This window comes from Dactylosporangium sp. CS-047395 (assembly GCF_050942185.1).
In the GTDB taxonomy this organism is placed as follows: Bacteria; Actinomycetota; Actinomycetes; order Mycobacteriales; family Micromonosporaceae; genus Dactylosporangium.
Genome location: NZ_CP192015.1, coordinates 8,672,965 through 8,688,304, shown reverse-complemented (window position 1 = coordinate 8,688,304; position 15,340 = coordinate 8,672,965). Strand labels below are relative to the sequence as shown.

Genomic DNA, 15,340 nt, shown 5'->3' with positions numbered 1-15,340 from the left:
GGCACAGCATGCGCATCGAGTCCACCGAGCTGTTCGTCGGCGACCGGCAGGTCGTCCGGGTGCTCGACGTCGACGGGCCGGCCACGGTCCGGGGCGACGGGGTGCGGGGTGAGGGCGTCGGCGAGGTGCCGGTCGACGTGGACGCTCCGCCCGGGACGGTCATTCCCATCACCGTCGAGGCCGGCGGGCAGATCGGGCACGGCGAGCTCGTCGTGGCCGAGCCCGGCTGGACGGTGTGGATGGTCTCGCACTTCCACTACGACCCGGTGTGGTGGACCACCCAGGCCGCGTACACCGCCACCTGGGGCGCGCCCGGCCAGACCGGCGGGGAGTTCCGCGGCGACTTTCAGCGCACCGGCTTCGAGCTGGTCCGGCTGCACCTGGAGACCGCGCGGCTGCACCCGGAGTACAAGTTCGTGCTGGCCGAGCTGGACTACCTCAAGCCCTACTGGGACGCCTGCCCGCAGGACCGCGCGTACATCCGGCGGCTGCTCGCCGAGGGCCGGCTGGAGCTCGTCGGCGGCACCTACAACGAGCCCAACACCAACCTGACGCTCGCCGAGACCACGATCCGCAACTTCCGCTACGGCATCGGCTTCCAGCGCGACATCGTCGGCGGCGACCCGCGCACCGCCTGGCAGCTCGACGCGTTCGGCCACGACCCGAACTTCCCCGGCCTGGCCGCCGCCGCGGGGCTGGACTCCTCGTCGTGGGCCCGCGGCCCGTTCCACCAGTGGGGCCCGATGCAGACCACCTACACGCCGGGCGAGCGCGGCTGGGGCGACCCGTCGACGATGCAGTTCGACGCCGAGTTCGAGTGGCTGTCCCCGAACGGGCTCGGCGTGCTCACCCACTACATGCCCGCGCACTACTCGGCGGGCTGGCACATCGACGCCCAGCCGACCCTCGAGGCCGCTTCGGACAGCATCTATCGCCTGTACCTGCTGTTGAAGAAGGTCGCCCGCACGCGCAACATCCTGCTGCCGGTCGGCACCGACTACAGCCCGCCGGCGAAGTGGGTCGTCGACATCTACCGCGACTGGAACGCCCGCTACACCTGGCCGCGCTTCGTGTGCGGGCTGCCGCGCGAGTTCTTCGCGGCGGTGCGCGCGGAGGCCGGGTCGTTCTCGCCGCAGACCCGGGACATGAACCCGATCTACACCGGCAAGGACGTCTCGTTCATCGACACCAAGCAGGCCCAGCGGCACACGGAGGCGCTGCTCACCGACGCCGAGATGTTCGCGACCCTGGCCGGGCTGCACGGCTCGCCGTTCCCGCACGAGCGGACCGACATGGCGTGGCGGCAGCTCGTCTTCGGCGCGCACCACGACGGCATCACCGGCTCCGAGTCCGACCAGGTGTACCTCGACCTGCTCACCGGCTGGCGGCAGGCGCACGATCTCGCGTCCTCCGTGCTCGATGGTGCGCTCTCCGCCTTGGTTGCCCGGCTGCCCGCGGGTGACGGGGCGCCGCGGGTGGCGGTGTTCAACCCCTCGTCGTGGGACCGCACCGACATCGTGCACTTCGGTGACGTCCCGTTTCTTGCTGCCGATGTGCCTGGCGTCGGCTACCGGACGTTTCCGCTTCCGGCGCCCGTGGTCTGGTCCACTGTGGACGGTCTGACCATTGCCAACGAGACGTTCAGTGTCACTGTCGACGCGGATCGTGGTGGTGCGGTTTCGTCCATTGTGGATCTGCGGAACGATCGCGAACTGCTCGCGGCCGGGCGGGTGGGGAACGAGCTGCTGGTCTACGAGGAGTACTCCGCGCACCCCGAGGTGCACGAGGGGCCGTGGCATCTGCTGCCGAAGGGTCCGGCGAAGCTGGGGTCCGCCCAGGCTCCGGCGCTGTCGGTGACCGTCGAGGCGAGCACCCTCGGCGAGCGGGTGACGGTGACGGGCGAGGTCGGCCCGGCGCGGTACACGCAGACCCTGACCCTGTGGCGCGGCGTGCCCCGCCTCGACGTGCAGACCCGCCTCGACGCCTTCGACGGCGCCGACCAGCTCGTCCGGGTGCGCTGGCCCGCGGCCGTCCCCGGCGCCCTGCCGGTCAGCGAGGTCGGCAACGCGGTGGTGGGCCGCGGCTTCGGGCTCATCGACGTGGACGCCGGACCGGCCCCGTGGACGCTGGACAACCCGGCCCAGCACTGGTTCGCGCTGTCCTCAACCGCCAAGGTCCGCATTGGTACCGCCTGCCGCGCCATCGGCGTCGCCGAGATCATCGGCGCCGGGCCCCTCGCGCGCGACCTGGCCCTGGCCCTGATCCGGCGCGGGGTCACGGCGACGTGCTCCACCGTGGACGGACCGCGCTACGGCAACCTCGCGGTCGACTCCAACCTGCCCGACGTTCGGATTCGGATCTCCTCCGCCGACGCGGGCCGCACCTGGATCCCGGCCGCGCGGCCGTTGACCGAGGTCTGGACGCCCAACGCGGACCTCACCGGGGCGCAGGACCTGCCGGTGCTGGTGCTCGCCCCGGGTGAGATTCCCGCGGTGTGTGCCGAGCTCGCCGCGACCGGGACCATCACGGTCGCGGGTGAGCTCGGGCCCGACCCGGCGCTGGACGACTACACGGTCGGGATCGTCAACCGGGGCATGCCCGGGTTCGCCGTCGACCCCGGCGGGGCGCTGCACCTGTCGCTGGTGCGGTCCTGCACCGGGTGGCCGTCCGGGGTGTGGATCGACCCGCCGCGGCGGACCGCGCCCGACGGCTCCAACTTCCAGCAGCAGCACTGGACGCACGTGTTCGACTACAGCATCGTGGCCGGGGCGGGGGACTGGCGGGCCGCCGGGCTGGTCGCGGCCGGCCACGCGGTGAACCACCCGCTGCACGCGCGCCTCGCACCGGCCGGGCCGCCGGTGTCCGCGCGGCTGGTCGCCGTGACACCGTCCACCGTGGTCCTGACCGCGCTGAAGCCGAGCGGCGATCCGCTCGCCTCCGGGGCGGTGCCGGGCGAGGTCTCGGCGGTGCTGGCGCGGTACTACGAGGCGACGGGTGCCCCGGTGCCGGACGTCCACATCGGACTCGACGTGCCGGTGCGCGGGCGGCGGGTCGTGGACCTGCTGGAGCGGCCGCTGCCGGACGACTTCGGCCTGGACGGTGCCGGGATCGGGCAGGTGCTGCTCGACGTGGACCGGCCGCTGCCGGCGGCCGAGCCGGTGCGGGGGCCGGCCTACGCGCGGTACTGGCTGCACAACACCGGCCCCGCGCCGATCGGCAACATGCCCCTGTCGGTGCACCTCGCGCCGGACGCGACCGTGGTGGCCGGCGAGGTGTCCGTCGACGTGACGATCTCCTCCGACCTGGTGGCCGCGGGCGCGACGGGCGAGGTCACGCTGGCCGCGTCCGCGGGGTGGACGGTGACGCCCGGGGCGCTGCCGTACGAGCTGCCGCCGGGCGGCCACGCGACCTTCACCGTCAAGGTGGCGCCGCCTCCGGGGGTGGCCGCGGGGGAGCACCGGCTGCGAGCGACCTTGCCGAACGGCGTGTACGACATCGCCCGGCTCCTCGTCGGGCCCGACGAGCCCGCGCCGGTCGCGGGGACGCTCGCGCCGGGCTCGCTGGAGCTGCGGCGGGGCGAGTCGGCGGTCGTGCGGGTGGCCGGGGCGCCCGACGACGCCGAGGTCCACCTGATCGGACCCTGGCCCACCTGGGAGCTCACCCCGGTGGCGTCCGTCCACGGTGGAGCCGCGGAATTCCCCGTGACGGTGCCGGAGGGCCATCCGCCGGGCACCTGGTGGCTGCTGGCCCGGATCGCGAGCGCCGGGCGGCTGCACTACACCGAGCCCATCACCGTGACGGTGCTGCCGTGATCGCCGCGTACGTCGGGGCCGAGCCGGTCACCGTGGCCGCGGTCGACGAGCTGGCGGCGGCGATGCGGGACGGGCCCTTCGCGGCGCGGCTGCCGCATCCGTCGTCGGCCGAGGGTCGCAACCTGCGGCGGTGGCTCGTGCAGGTGCTCACCGCGACCGCCGTCGCCGAGCAGGAGGCCCGGCGGCGCGGGCTGCCACCGGCCGGGACGGCCGCCCCGCCGACGCTCGGGCGCGCGCTCCGGCTCGGCGGGGTCGCGGCCGCCGTCGCCGCCGCCCGGCCCGACGTCTACGCGGCGGTCACCGAGGGCGTGACGGTGGGGGAGGACGCCATCCGCGACTACTGGGAGCGCAACCGCGACCGCCACCCCGAGCCGCTCGACCGGAGCCGGGCCGCCGTCGCCGCGGTGCTCGGGCAGGCGGCCCGGGACCGGCACTTCGGCCGCTGGCTCGACGAGCGGTGCGCGGCGCTGGTCCGGCTCATGCCCGGCTTCGAGCACCCCGGGGACCCGGCCCAGCCCGACTACGCCCACCACCACTGATTGCGGGAAACCCGCAATCGGCGTGCGGGACGGTACCGAGGACAGGCCCGACCCGCCCGCGCACACTGCAAATGCGGTCACGTCTCCTGGTGCACGTCGCGGCGTCGCCGGCGGCGGCCGGGTGTCCAGCCCATGGCGGCAAGGCCCGCCCAGGGGCGGCCCGGTGCTCCGGCCACGGCTTCGGCGCCGGGGGAAGGGGGGACCGGTGGACCCGGGCTCAGCGCGGCGCAGCTGGCCCGGGTCCCGCACCCCGCGGTTCCGGGTCCGGGCGCTGGTTGGGGAAGTCGAGGCGGACGACGGTGCCGCCGGATGCGCCCGCGCCCACGAACAGGTCCGCGCCGAGCAGGTCCGCGCGCTCGCGGATGCCGAGCAGCCCGTGGCCGGCCGTGAAGCCGCCCGGGGGCGGGCCGGGGCCGTCGTCGCGCACGAGCACCCGCAGGTCCGGGCCGTGCGGGCCGGCCTCGACCTGGATGTGCCGGGCGCCGGCGTGGCGGACCGCGTTGGTGAGAGCCTCCTGCACGATGCGGTACACCGCCGTCTCCGCCGGTGCCGGAAGCCGGGGGAGGCCGTGGGCGGACACCGTCACCTCGACGCCGTCGCGGTCCCGGGCGTGGCGGGCCAGGTCCTCCAGCGCCGCGGCCAGGCCCAGCGCGTCGAGGGCCAGGGGACGCATCTGGGCGATCAGCCTCCGGAGGGACTGGATCTGCCGGCCGACGATCTCGCGGGCATCGGCCAGTCCGGCGGGCGTGCCGGGTGCGAGCAGGACCTGTACCGCCGCAAGCTCTTGAAGGGTTTCGTCGTGCAGCTCGCGGGCCCAGCGGCGGCGCTCGGCCTCGGCCCCGTCGAGCCGCGAACCCGCCTCGCGCAACCGGGCCCGGCGCTGCTCGACGGCCGCCTCCCGCAGCGCCAGGCCGGCCGTCGCGAACAGCAGGGCGACCGGGATGAGCAGCAGGAGGACCTCCGGCGCCGGCTTGACCGTGCCCTGCCACAGGGCGGCGACGGCGATGAGCGCGGCGATGCCGGCCGCGGCCAGCAGGCGCGCGCGGACGGTGAAGCGGCGCGGCTCGGCGGCCGGCACCACGGCCAGGGCCAGCAGGAACACCACGCCCGCGCCGACGCCGAACCACAGCTCGGTCTGCGGGCCGAGGTTGCCCAGCTCCAGCACGATCGCGGTGCCGAGCAGCGCCACGCCGACGGTGGCGAGCGCGGCCACCTTGCTCATTGCAGCAGGCCGATGCGTTTGGCCGCCGCGACCAGCTCGGCCCGGCTCGTCGTGCCGAGGCGGGTGCGCAGGCCGGCCCGGTGCGACTCGACGGTGCGCAGGCTGAGCGACAGCCGCCGGGCGATCTCGGCGTTGGTGTGCCCGGCGGCCAGCAGGGCGAGCACCTCGCGCTCGCGCGGGCTGAGGTCGTCGGCCGGCGCCGGGCGGGTGCGGGCCATGCGGGCGCCGAGCTCGGTGTCGACGTACACGGAGCCGGCCATCACCGTCTCGACCGCCCGCAGCAGCTCGTCGGCGGCGGCCTCCTTCAGCACGTAGCCGTGCACGCCGCTCGCGAACGCCTCCCGCGCGAACGACACGTCGTCGTGCATGGTGAGCACCACGATCCGCGGCGCCGGTTCGTTGGCCAGCAGCTCGGGCAGCACGTCCAGGGCGCTGTCGGCGCCGAAGCTGAGGTCCAGCACGATCAGGTCGGGCCGCAGCCGGCGCGCGACGGTGCGCAGCTCGTCGAGGCCGGCCGCCTCGCCCTCGACCCGGCAGCGCGGATCGGCCGCGAGCAGTGCCCGCAGACCGGCCCGCACCACGAGATGGTCGTCGGCGAGCAGGATGCGCCAGGTGGTCACCCCTCGTTTCTACCTCGCCGGCCGGATCACTCCCAGTTGTGGATGATCGGTTCGCCGGCGATGACGAACTCGGCGCCGGACGGTTCGGCGACCCCGGCCGTCGCGAGCGTGGCCCCGGACGCGTCCAGCGCCTGGATGCCGAGCCTCGCGGGGAACGGGGCCTCGATCACCCCGACGCCGCCGTCGAGGGTGACCTGCTCGTCCCGCCCGCCGGTCACCCGCAGCACCGTGGCGGCGGGCGGGGCGATGACGAGGAGGCGGTTGGAGTACCCCTGCCGAACCTGATCCGGCAGGCGGACCGTCACCAGCGCGTCGGACGCGACGACGGCCGTGGTCAGCCGGCCGGTCGGGACGTCGGGCCCCCCGGCCGGCAGATCGTAGGGTGACGCATTGGCCGCCATCATCGGCCGCCCGGCCCCGGCGGCCGCGCACACCAGGGCCGCACCGCCGTCGAGCATCCCGAGCGTCACCACGACCGACCGGTTCTCGCCGGGTGGGGTGCCGCCCCACAGGACCCGCCGCTCGCGCACGTCCAGCGTCGGCACGACGGGGCACGAGTCGAACGCGCCCCCGGCGAGGGCGGCATCGGCGCTCCCGCGCTCGGCCGCCGGGATGACGTCGAGCCTTGCCCGGCTTAGGTTGCGGAAGCCGGTCTCGCGCACCACGCCGTCGCAGACCACCCGCCACAGGTGATCCGCCCGCGGCAGCACCGCGAAGTCGCCCTCGCCGACCCAGGAGTGTTCGACGGTACCGTCGGCACGCACCACACTCGCCGCCGCCACCTGCGCGTCGCACCCCGGCACCGTGAACGCGACCGTGGCGTCCTCGAGCGAGATCGCGTTGAACTCGGACAGGTCCCCGGTCTGCGTGTTGGTGTACCGGTCCGCGATGAGCTCCGCGGCGCTCTTGCCGGCGGCCCCGAACGCCCCGACGAACACCGCGGCGTCGCGGTCGTAGAACGCCGCCCCGAACCCCCACCGTTCCCCGGCCCGCGCCACGAACAGCACCTTGAGCCGATCGAACTCCGGCGCGATCCCCCACTTCGCGCGGTTGTCCCGCAATGCCTCCGCGACCACCCCCGCCTGATCCGCCCGATCCCCCCGCGTGGGCGCGTCGATGATCTGCCGCGTCCGCTCGTTGAGCACCAGCGTGGGCCGGAAGTCGTACATGGCGGTCGGCCCCGGCCCGCCGGCCGTGAGCGCCTGCCCCCCGACGAGCGCCGCGGCGACGACCGCGACCACCGCCGCGAGGCCGAACCGCCGCTTGTGGCGCTTGCGCCGCAGCAGCCGCCCGTACGGGTCGGGCGCCGGCCGCACCCCGGAAACCGCGCGGCCCATCTCCTCGCGCAGCCGCTCCTCGACCGTGCTCACCGCCCGCTCCTCTCGCCCGACTCCAGCAGCGCCCGCAGCCGCACCAGCCCCCGCGACGCCTGACTCTTCACCGACCCGACCGAACACCCGAGCACCGCCGCGGTCTCGGCCTCGCCGAGGTCCTCCCAGTACCGCAGCACGAGGACCGCCCGCATCCGCGCGGGAAGCTTCTTGAGCTCCGCGACGAGCGCCGACCGCTCCGTGAACGCCCCGGCCGGATCCCCCGCACCCAGCTCCGGCGGCGCCGAACTGAGCAACTCCCGCCGCACCGCCCGCCACCAGCTCGTCCGCTGATTGACCATGGCCCGCCGCAGATAGGGCATCGGCTCCGCCACCCGCTCGAACCGCGGCATGATCTTGAGCAGGCAGCTCTGCACAAGGTCCTCGGCCGCCGCCACCGACCCTGTGAGCAGGTACGCGGTGTGCAACAGCTCGGTGTACCGCAGCCGCACGAACTGCTCGAATCCCTCACCCGGCACGCTGAGCCGCCTCCTTGTCGGACGCCGTCACAGCATGCACGCCCCACCACCCCGAAAGGTTGAACGCCACTTTCGCGGCGGGCCGACGGAGCTGGAATCGCTCGGCGGAACGGCGAGCGCTGGACCCGTTGCCGCCGGATTCGCCGGCGCTGGTGGCCGGCCCTTCGGTTTCGGTCTCGCCCGCGGCGGCCTGTATCCGAGAGATCCTCGACGCGCTGGAACGGGCCGCCGTCGATTGGATCGCCGGCTTCCGCGTCGACGTGGGGACGCACGCGTCGACGCCGGCGCCGGTCGAGCCCGCGCGCCGGTGCCGCCGGAGGAGGTCGTGGAACGCGCCCGGCGGTCGGCGGCGCGGCTGTCGGAGGTGGCCGCCTAACCGGTCGCCGGGGCGCAGGCCGACCGGAGCGGATGCGGCTCCGAGTTCGCGCGCGTGCGTTCAGAAAGCGGTCAGGGCTTGGCGGCGTAGAGCGGGTCGGACAGCAGCGACTCGAACGCCAGCTCCGCCGCGCCGACCAAGGGGGCGTCGTCGCCCAGTTGCGGGGTGTGCAGGGCGACGTGTTCGCGGCAGGCGGGGAGGGCCATCGTGTACAGCCGATGCCGCACCTGGTCGGCGCCGGTCAGGAACAGTTCGCGCAGGGTGCCGCCGAAGACGACCACCGTCGGGTTGAAGATGTTGACCAGGTTGGCGACGCCGAAGCCGAGCCAGTCGGCGGCGTGCAGGACGGCGTCGCGGGCGAGTTCGTCGCCGTCCTGGGCGGCGTGCATCGCGGCCGTCATGGCGGCGCCCGGGGTGGCGATCGCGCGGCCGGCGAGGTGGAGCAGGGCTCGTTCGCCGATCTCGGTTTCCCAGCAGCCGCGGGAGCCGCAGCCGCACAGGCGGCCGCCGGGGTTGACGACCATGTGGCCGACCTCGCCGCCGTGGCCGCCGAAGCCGGTGATGCGGCGGCCGCCGGCGATGATGCCGGCGCTGATGCCGGCGTCGCCGTGCAGGTAGATGACGTTGTCGGCGCCCGTCGCGGCGCCGCGGGTGTGTTCGGCCAGGGCGGCCAGGTCCGCGATGCCGCCCAGGAACGGGCCCGCGGACTGGCCCAGGCGCGGCTGGAGGGCGCCGGCCAGCTCGGGTTCCAGGGTGTCGTCGGCCCAGCCGAGGTGGTGCCGGACGGAGCCGGAGACGGCCAGGCCGGAGCCGACGAGCACGGCGTCGGCGGGGGCGGTGCGCTGCATGTCGGCGACGAGCGCGGCCAGGGCGGCGATGGTGGGGGCCGGGTCGGGGCCGGGCGGGCGTTGCGCGGTGCGACCGTCCAGGACCTTGCCGCCGAGCCCGACGCGGGCGGCGCGCAGGCGGTCGAGCTCCAGGCTCAGCGCGTACCCGTACACGCGCGACGACCTGGGGCGCACCACGATGGACGGGCGGCCGGCGCGGCCGGTCTCGTGGGGGACGCCCTCGTCGACGAGGCCGGCGGTGGCGAGGTCGGCGGTGAGCGCGCCGATGGTGCTGCGGTTCAGGCCGAGCCGGCTGGTCAGCTCGGCACGCGAGGTGGCGCCGCGAACGTGGATGTAGCGGAGCAGGGCCCCGAGGTTCTGCCGGCGCACCGACTCCTGCGGGCTGCTACTGGTCGAGGAGGACACGCTGTACGCCTCCTGGAACGAGCGTGGGTCCCCGGAAAAGCGCTCCGGGGACCCACGACGCCGTTGCCGGTGTTACTTGGTGAGCGGGCTGAGCTTCGGGTCGTTCGCGTACGCCTCGGCCGCGTTCGCCTTGGTCACGATGACCGGCGGGAGGAGGTACGACGGGACGACCTTGGAGCCGTTGTTGTACGACTTGGTGTCGTTGACCTCGGGCTCGGAGCCGGCCTGCAGCTTCTTGACCATCTCGATCGTCTGGGCCACCAGCTTGCGGGTGTCCTTGTTGATCGTGGAGTACTGCTCGCCGGCCATGATGCTCTTGACCGACTCAACCTCGGAGTCCTGGCCGGTGACGACCGGGACCGGCTTGCCGGCGGCCTTCACCGAGGTGATGATCGCGCGGGCCAGGGTGTCGTTCGGGGACAGGACGCCGTCCAGCGTCTTGCCACCGGTGGCGTAGGTCGAGGTCATGATGGTGTCCATGCGGGCCTGCGCACCCTCGGCCTTCCAGCCCTGGATGGCGGTCTGCTTGACGTCGGTCTGGCCGGAGCCGACGATGACGTCACCCTTGTCGATGGCCGGCTTGAGCACGTCCATCGCGCCGTTGAAGAAGACACCGGCGTTGTTGTCGTCCGGCGAGCCGGAGAACAGCTCGATGGTCCACGGGCCGGTCGGCTTCTTGGCCTTCATGCCGTCCAGCAGGGCCTGGCCCTGGAGCTGGCCGACCTTGAAGTTGTCGAACGCGACGTAGTAGTCGAGGTCCGACGTGCCGGTGATGAGGCGGTCGTAGGCGATGACGACGGCGCCGGAGTCCTTGGCCTGCTTGACCTGGGTGCCCAGCTGCGCGGCGTCGGTGGCGCCGATGACGATGACCTTCGCGCCCTTGGTGACCATGGACGAGATCTGCGACTGCTGGTCGGCGACCGTGGTCGACGCACCGGCGTACTGCACGTCGGACTTGAAGCCCGCGTCCTTGAGGCCGTTGGTGAAGAGGTCGCCGGCGAGGACCCAGTTCTCCGAGGTCTTCGACGGCAGGGCGACGCCGATCAGCGCGTCCTTGGCGAAGCCCTTGGCGCCGCCGGACGAGCCGCTGGAGCTGTCGTCACGGTCGCTGCTGCCGCACGCGGCGGTGCTCAGCGCAACCAGCGCGACCGCGCTGACCGCGAGGCTCCTGGTGAGGAACTTGCGCATGGCTTTGAAAGCCCTTTCTTTCTGGATGTTACTGGGGATAGGGGCGTCGTGCCGCCAGGGTGCGCGGCGGGTGGGTCAGCCGCCGACCGGAGTCCTGATTGACTCCTGACCGGCTTGGTTCGGCGCAGCCGGATCGGTGTTCTCCTGCCGGCGGAAGGGACGCATGATCGATCCGATGATCGAGAAGCGGCCCTGGCTCTTGTTGTAGACGTCCAGCGCGACGGCGAGCAGCAGGAACAGGCCGCGGATGATCTGCTCGCGGTCGGTGCCGATGCCCAGCAGCTGCAGGCCGTTCTTCAGCACGGCCATGACCAGACCACCGACGATGGCGCCGGAGACGGTACCGATACCGCCGGCCACCGCCGCGCCACCGATGAAGACGGCGGCGATCGCGTCCAGCTCCCAGCTCAGACCGTCCTGCGGACCGGAGGCGCCGGAGCGGGCCACGAAGATCATGCCGGCCAGCGCGGCCAGGATCGACATGTTCATGATGACGAAGAAGTTGACCTGGCGCAGCTTGACGCCGGACAGCTCCGCGGCGCGGGCGTTGCCGCCGACGGCGTAGATGTGCCGGCCGCCCGGCGTGTTGCGGGTGTAGAACGAGTACGCGATGACCAGCGCGGCGAGGATGCAGCCCGAGATCGGGAAGCTGGTGCCGACGCGGCCGCCGGCGAAGCGCAGGGTCGCGAAGATGATCACCGCGAGCATGATGGCCATCCGCAGGACCGACACCCACATCGGGCTCTGCTCGGCGTCCATCGCGCGGCGGGTCTTGCGGGCCTGCAGCTCCCGCCACACCACGGCGAGACAGGCCACGAGCCCAAGAACCAGAGTGCTGTTGTTGTACCCCGTGTTGGGGCCCCACTCCGGCAGGTACCCGGCGCCGATCTGCGTGAAGGCCTTCGGCACCGCGATGGTCTCGGCGTTGCCGATGTATTGGTTGCCGCCTCGGAAGATCAGCATGCCGGCGAGGGTGACGATGAAGGCGGGCACGCCGATGTAGGCGACCCAGAAGCCTTGCCAGGCACCGATGACGGCACCGACCGCGAGGCCGATCAGGATGCCGACCCACCAGGGCACGCCGCCGTCGCGGATCGACTTGGCCACGATGATGCCGACGAACGCGGCCACCGAGCCGACCGAGAGGTCGATGTGGCCGGCCACGATCACCATCAGCATGCCGATGGACAGCACGGAGATGTACGCGTACTGCTGGGTCAGCGAGATCAGGTTGCCGGAGTTGAGGGTCAGCCCGTCCGTCCAGATCTGGAACAGGATGATGATCGCCACGAGCGTGAAGATCATCGTGAACTGGCGGGCGTTCGAGGTCGTGCCCCCGAACAGATTCTTCTGAAGGTCCTTGAGTCGGCTCATCGCGTCGGCATCTTCTTCGTAGAGGTCATCTGCTTCATGAGGAGTTCCGGGTTGGCCTCGGCCCGCGGGACCTCGCCGGTGATGGTGCCTTCGAACACCGTGTAGATGCGGTCACACAGGCCCAGCAGCTCGGGCAGCTCCGAGGAGATGACGATGACGCCCTTGCCCTGGTCGGCGAGCCGCTGGATGATCCCGTAGATCTCGTACTTCGCACCCACGTCGATGCCGCGGGTGGGCTCGTCGAGGATCAGCAGGTCGGGGTCGGTGAACATCCACTTCGCCAGGACGACCTTCTGCTGGTTGCCGCCGGAGAGCTTGTTGACGCCCTCGTCGACGGTAGGCGCCTTGACCCGCAGTGCCTTGCGGTACTCCTCGGCGACCTTGTGCTCCTCGACCTCGTCGATGACCCCGCGGTGCGTGATCTTCGACAGCTTGGCGGCGACCGTCGAGGTCTTGATGTCGTCGAGCAGGTTGAGCCCGATGGACTTGCGGTCCTCGCTCACGTACGCCAGGCCGTGCTGGATGGCCTCGGCGACCGAGCGGAGCTGGATCTCCTTGCCGTCCTTGAAGATCTGGCCCGACTGGTACACGCCGTAGGAGCGGCCGAACAGGCTCATCGCCAGCTCGGTGCGCCCGGCGCCCATCAGGCCGGCGAAGCCGACGATCTCGCCGCGGCGGACGTTGAAGTTGGAGTGCTTGCAGACCAGGCGGTCGGCCGAGATCGGGTGGCGGACCGTCCAGTCGCGCACCTCGAAGAACACCTCGCCGATCTTCGGCGTGTGGTCCGGGTAGCGGCTCTCCAGGTCGCGGCCGACCATGCCGCGCACGATCCGGTCCTCGTTGACACCCTCGGCGCCGACCTCGAGGGTCTCCACCGTCTTGCCGTCACGCAGGATGGTGATCGAGTCGGCGACGTCCTCGATCTCGTTGAGCTTGTGCGAGATCATGATCGAGGTGATGCCCTGCCGCTTGAACTCCCGCAGCAGATCGAGCAGGTGGGCCGAGTCGTTCTCGTTCAGCGCGGCGGTGGGCTCGTCCAGGATCAGCAGCTTGACGTCCTTGGCGAACGCCTTGGCGATCTCGACGAGCTGCTGCTTGCCGACGCCGATGTCCTTGATGAGCGTGTCCGGGTCGTCGCGCAGGCCGACCTGGGTCAGCAGCTCGTGCGCCTTGCGGTTGGCGCCGGTCCAGTCGTAGGCACCGTTCTTCCTGGGCTCGTTGCCCAGGAAGAGGTTCTCGGTGATCGACATGTGCGGCACCAGCGCGAGCTCCTGGTGGATGATCACGATGCCGGCCTTCTCGCTGGACCGGATGTCGCTGAAGCGCGTCTCCGAGCCCTGGTAGAAGATCTGGCCGTCGTACGAACCGTAGGGGTAGACGCCGCTGAGAACCTTCATCAGCGTCGACTTTCCGGCGCCGTTCTCGCCGCAGATCGCGTGGATCTCGCCCTCGCGGACCACCAGGTTGACGTCGCTGAGCGCCTTGACGCCCGGGAACTCCTTGGTGATCGACCGCATCTCGAGCAGGATCGGTGCGCTGCTCATGAGGCGAGCCGCCTTGTCACCGACATCATGTTGCCTCCGAAGGGCTTTCTGGGAACCGCTTCTCAGAACTACAGCCGCGAGCCAGGTTTGTTGTGACGACCAACTTATTCCAGTGTGGCGATCCTGCCCAGTCCCGCCGGTCGTTTCTTGGTAACAATCCGGCAATGATCTAGTGCTTGGGCGGTCATCGCAGCGGCCGGGGAAGCGCTCTCACGTGTCCAGGGCGTTAGCTGTGTGTGTCGGACTCTAAATCCAATTGCTTTACTAAGTCAACGGCGCAGGGCATCATGTAGGTAACGGTACGTAGGCAGGAGGCCGGGTGCGGCAAGTCGGGACAAATCTCCCAAAGGTCGGCCAGTACAACCGGGCGGTCGTGCTGGACCAGATCCAGCTGACCGACGGTACGAGCCGGGTGGAGATCGCGGAGCAAACCGGCCTGACGCCGCAGACGGTCTCCGGCATCGTGCGCCGGCTGATCGACGAGGGGATCGTGCGCGAGGACGGCGCGCGCTCCTCCAGCGGTGGCAAGCCGCGCACCGTGCTGCGCATCAACGCCGATGCCGGCCGCGCCGTCGGGCTGCACTTCGACCCGGTCGAGCTCGCCTGCGTGGTGGTCGACCTGCTGGGCCGGCCGCTGGTCACGGCCCGCCGCCCGACCCCGGCCGACATGGACCCGGCCAAGGTCACGGCGGCGATGGCCGGGCTCGTCGGCGAGGTGCTGGCCGAGGCGGGCGTCGAGCGGGAGCGCGTGCTGGGCGTCGGGCTGGCCGCACCCGGGCCGATCGACCAGTCGCTCGGTGAGGTCATCTCCCCGCCGCAGCTGTCGGACTGGACCCGGGTGCCGCTCAAGCAGATGGTCGCCGACGCCACCGGGCTTCCGGTGACCCTGGACAACGACGCCACGGCCGCGGCCATCGGGGAGCGGTGGGCGGGAGCCGGCCGCGGGGTGGCGAACTTCGCGTACTTCTTCCTCGGCACCGGTGTCGGCGGAGGGCTGGTGATCGGCCACCAGGTCCACCGGGGCGGCTCCATGAACGCCGCCGAGTTCGGGCACACCTCGGTTACGGAGAGTGGTCCCGACTGCTATTGCGGGAACCGAGGCTGCCTCGAAGCGCTCATCAACCCGGCGGCGCTCGTCGCGGACGCCCACCGACTTTTGGCCGCCAGCGGTGAGAGCGCTCTCACGAAGGCCTTCCGGCGGTCACCGTCCACTGTGGACCACGCGGCCCTGTGCCGGGCGGCCGCGGCGGGCGACGGGCTCGCCGCGGGAGTGATCGGGCGGGCCGCCGAACGCCTCGCCGCCGTCGCCGTCAATGTGGTCAACATCGTCGACGTCGAGCTGATCATTCTCGGCGGGCACGGCATCCGGCACGTTGAGGCCCAGTTCCGCAACGCGGTCGTGCGGGCGCTGGAGGAGCGGGCCATGGCGCGCCGCATCCGCCGGGTGAACGTGGCCCTGTCACCCCTGGGTGACGACGCCGCCGCGATCGGGGGAGCCGCCCTGGTGCTGCACTCCACGTTCTCGCCGCAGGTGTCCGCCCTGCTTGCCGGCTGACGAAGCGG

The 15,340-nt window shown here is 72.2% G+C and carries 11 protein-coding genes; 3 read left to right on the top strand and 8 right to left on the bottom strand.

What is annotated here, in order from left to right; genetic code table 11:
- Positions 1-8: 8 nt before the first annotated feature.
- Positions 9-3,812, top strand: a complete 3,804-nt coding sequence (locus ACQP00_RS40540) for a glycoside hydrolase family 38 C-terminal domain-containing protein (RefSeq protein WP_433207009.1) — start codon at positions 9-11, stop codon at positions 3,810-3,812.
- Complete coding sequence (locus ACQP00_RS40535; RefSeq protein ID WP_433207006.1) at positions 3,809-4,351, top strand: DUF7158 domain-containing protein; 543 nt, start codon at positions 3,809-3,811, stop codon at positions 4,349-4,351. The genes ACQP00_RS40540 and ACQP00_RS40535 overlap by 4 nt, the downstream gene beginning before the upstream one ends.
- A 217-nt stretch (positions 4,352-4,568) precedes the next feature.
- Here ACQP00_RS40535 and ACQP00_RS40530 read toward each other — a convergent pair whose 3' ends face one another.
- From ACQP00_RS40530 to mmsA, 8 genes are all read right to left on the bottom strand, one after another.
- Positions 4,569-5,573 carry a sensor histidine kinase gene (locus tag ACQP00_RS40530; RefSeq protein WP_433207003.1) on the bottom strand — a complete coding sequence of 335 codons (1,005 nt, stop codon included), beginning with the start codon at positions 5,571-5,573 and terminating at the stop codon, positions 4,569-4,571.
- Positions 5,570-6,193 carry a response regulator gene (locus ACQP00_RS40525; protein WP_433207000.1) on the bottom strand — a complete coding sequence of 208 codons (624 nt, stop codon included), beginning with the start codon at positions 6,191-6,193 and terminating at the stop codon, positions 5,570-5,572. The genes ACQP00_RS40530 and ACQP00_RS40525 overlap by 4 nt, the downstream gene beginning before the upstream one ends.
- Before the next feature lie 26 nt (positions 6,194-6,219).
- The gene (locus ACQP00_RS40520; protein WP_433206997.1) at positions 6,220-7,563 is read right to left on the bottom strand and encodes a hypothetical protein; all 1,344 of its coding nucleotides are present in this window, start codon (positions 7,561-7,563) and stop codon (positions 6,220-6,222) included.
- Positions 7,560-8,042 (bottom strand): SigE family RNA polymerase sigma factor, encoded by a 483-nt coding sequence (locus tag ACQP00_RS40515; protein ID WP_433206994.1) that lies wholly within the window; start codon positions 8,040-8,042, stop codon positions 7,560-7,562. Before ACQP00_RS40515 ends, ACQP00_RS40520 begins: the two co-directional genes overlap by 4 nt.
- 447 nt (positions 8,043-8,489) lie before the next feature.
- Entirely contained in the window at positions 8,490-9,671 is a 1,182-nt protein-coding gene (locus ACQP00_RS40510) for an ROK family protein (protein WP_433206991.1), read from the bottom strand.
- Positions 9,672-9,743: 72 nt separating this feature from the next.
- On the bottom strand, positions 9,744-10,859 hold the full coding sequence (locus ACQP00_RS40505; RefSeq protein ID WP_433206988.1) for a substrate-binding domain-containing protein: 1,116 nt from the start codon (positions 10,857-10,859) through the stop codon (positions 9,744-9,746).
- Between the two features lie 75 nt (positions 10,860-10,934).
- Positions 10,935-12,233, bottom strand: coding sequence for a multiple monosaccharide ABC transporter permease (gene mmsB, locus ACQP00_RS40500; protein WP_433206985.1), 1,299 nt, complete (start codon positions 12,231-12,233; stop codon positions 10,935-10,937).
- On the bottom strand, positions 12,230-13,777 hold the full coding sequence (gene mmsA / locus ACQP00_RS40495) for a multiple monosaccharide ABC transporter ATP-binding protein (RefSeq protein WP_433206982.1): 1,548 nt from the start codon (positions 13,775-13,777) through the stop codon (positions 12,230-12,232). The genes mmsB and mmsA overlap by 4 nt, the downstream gene beginning before the upstream one ends.
- Before the next feature lie 319 nt (positions 13,778-14,096).
- Here mmsA and ACQP00_RS40490 point away from each other — a divergent pair, with 319 nt between their 5' ends.
- Entirely contained in the window at positions 14,097-15,332 is a 1,236-nt protein-coding gene (locus ACQP00_RS40490; RefSeq protein ID WP_433206979.1) for an ROK family transcriptional regulator, read from the top strand.
- Positions 15,333-15,340 lie beyond the last annotated feature (8 nt).

Coding starts and splice junctions, on each gene's coding strand:
- mmsA (WP_433206982.1), bottom strand. CDS start 13,777: ATGAGCAGCGCACCGATCCTGCTCGAGATGCGGTCGATCACCAAGGAG.
- ACQP00_RS40530 (WP_433207003.1), bottom strand. CDS start 5,573: ATGAGCAAGGTGGCCGCGCTCGCCACCGTCGGCGTGGCGCTGCTCGGC.
- mmsB (WP_433206985.1), bottom strand. CDS start 12,233: ATGAGCCGACTCAAGGACCTTCAGAAGAATCTGTTCGGGGGCACGACC.
- ACQP00_RS40540 (WP_433207009.1), top strand. CDS start 9: ATGCGCATCGAGTCCACCGAGCTGTTCGTCGGCGACCGGCAGGTCGTC.
- ACQP00_RS40505 (WP_433206988.1), bottom strand. CDS start 10,859: ATGCGCAAGTTCCTCACCAGGAGCCTCGCGGTCAGCGCGGTCGCGCTG.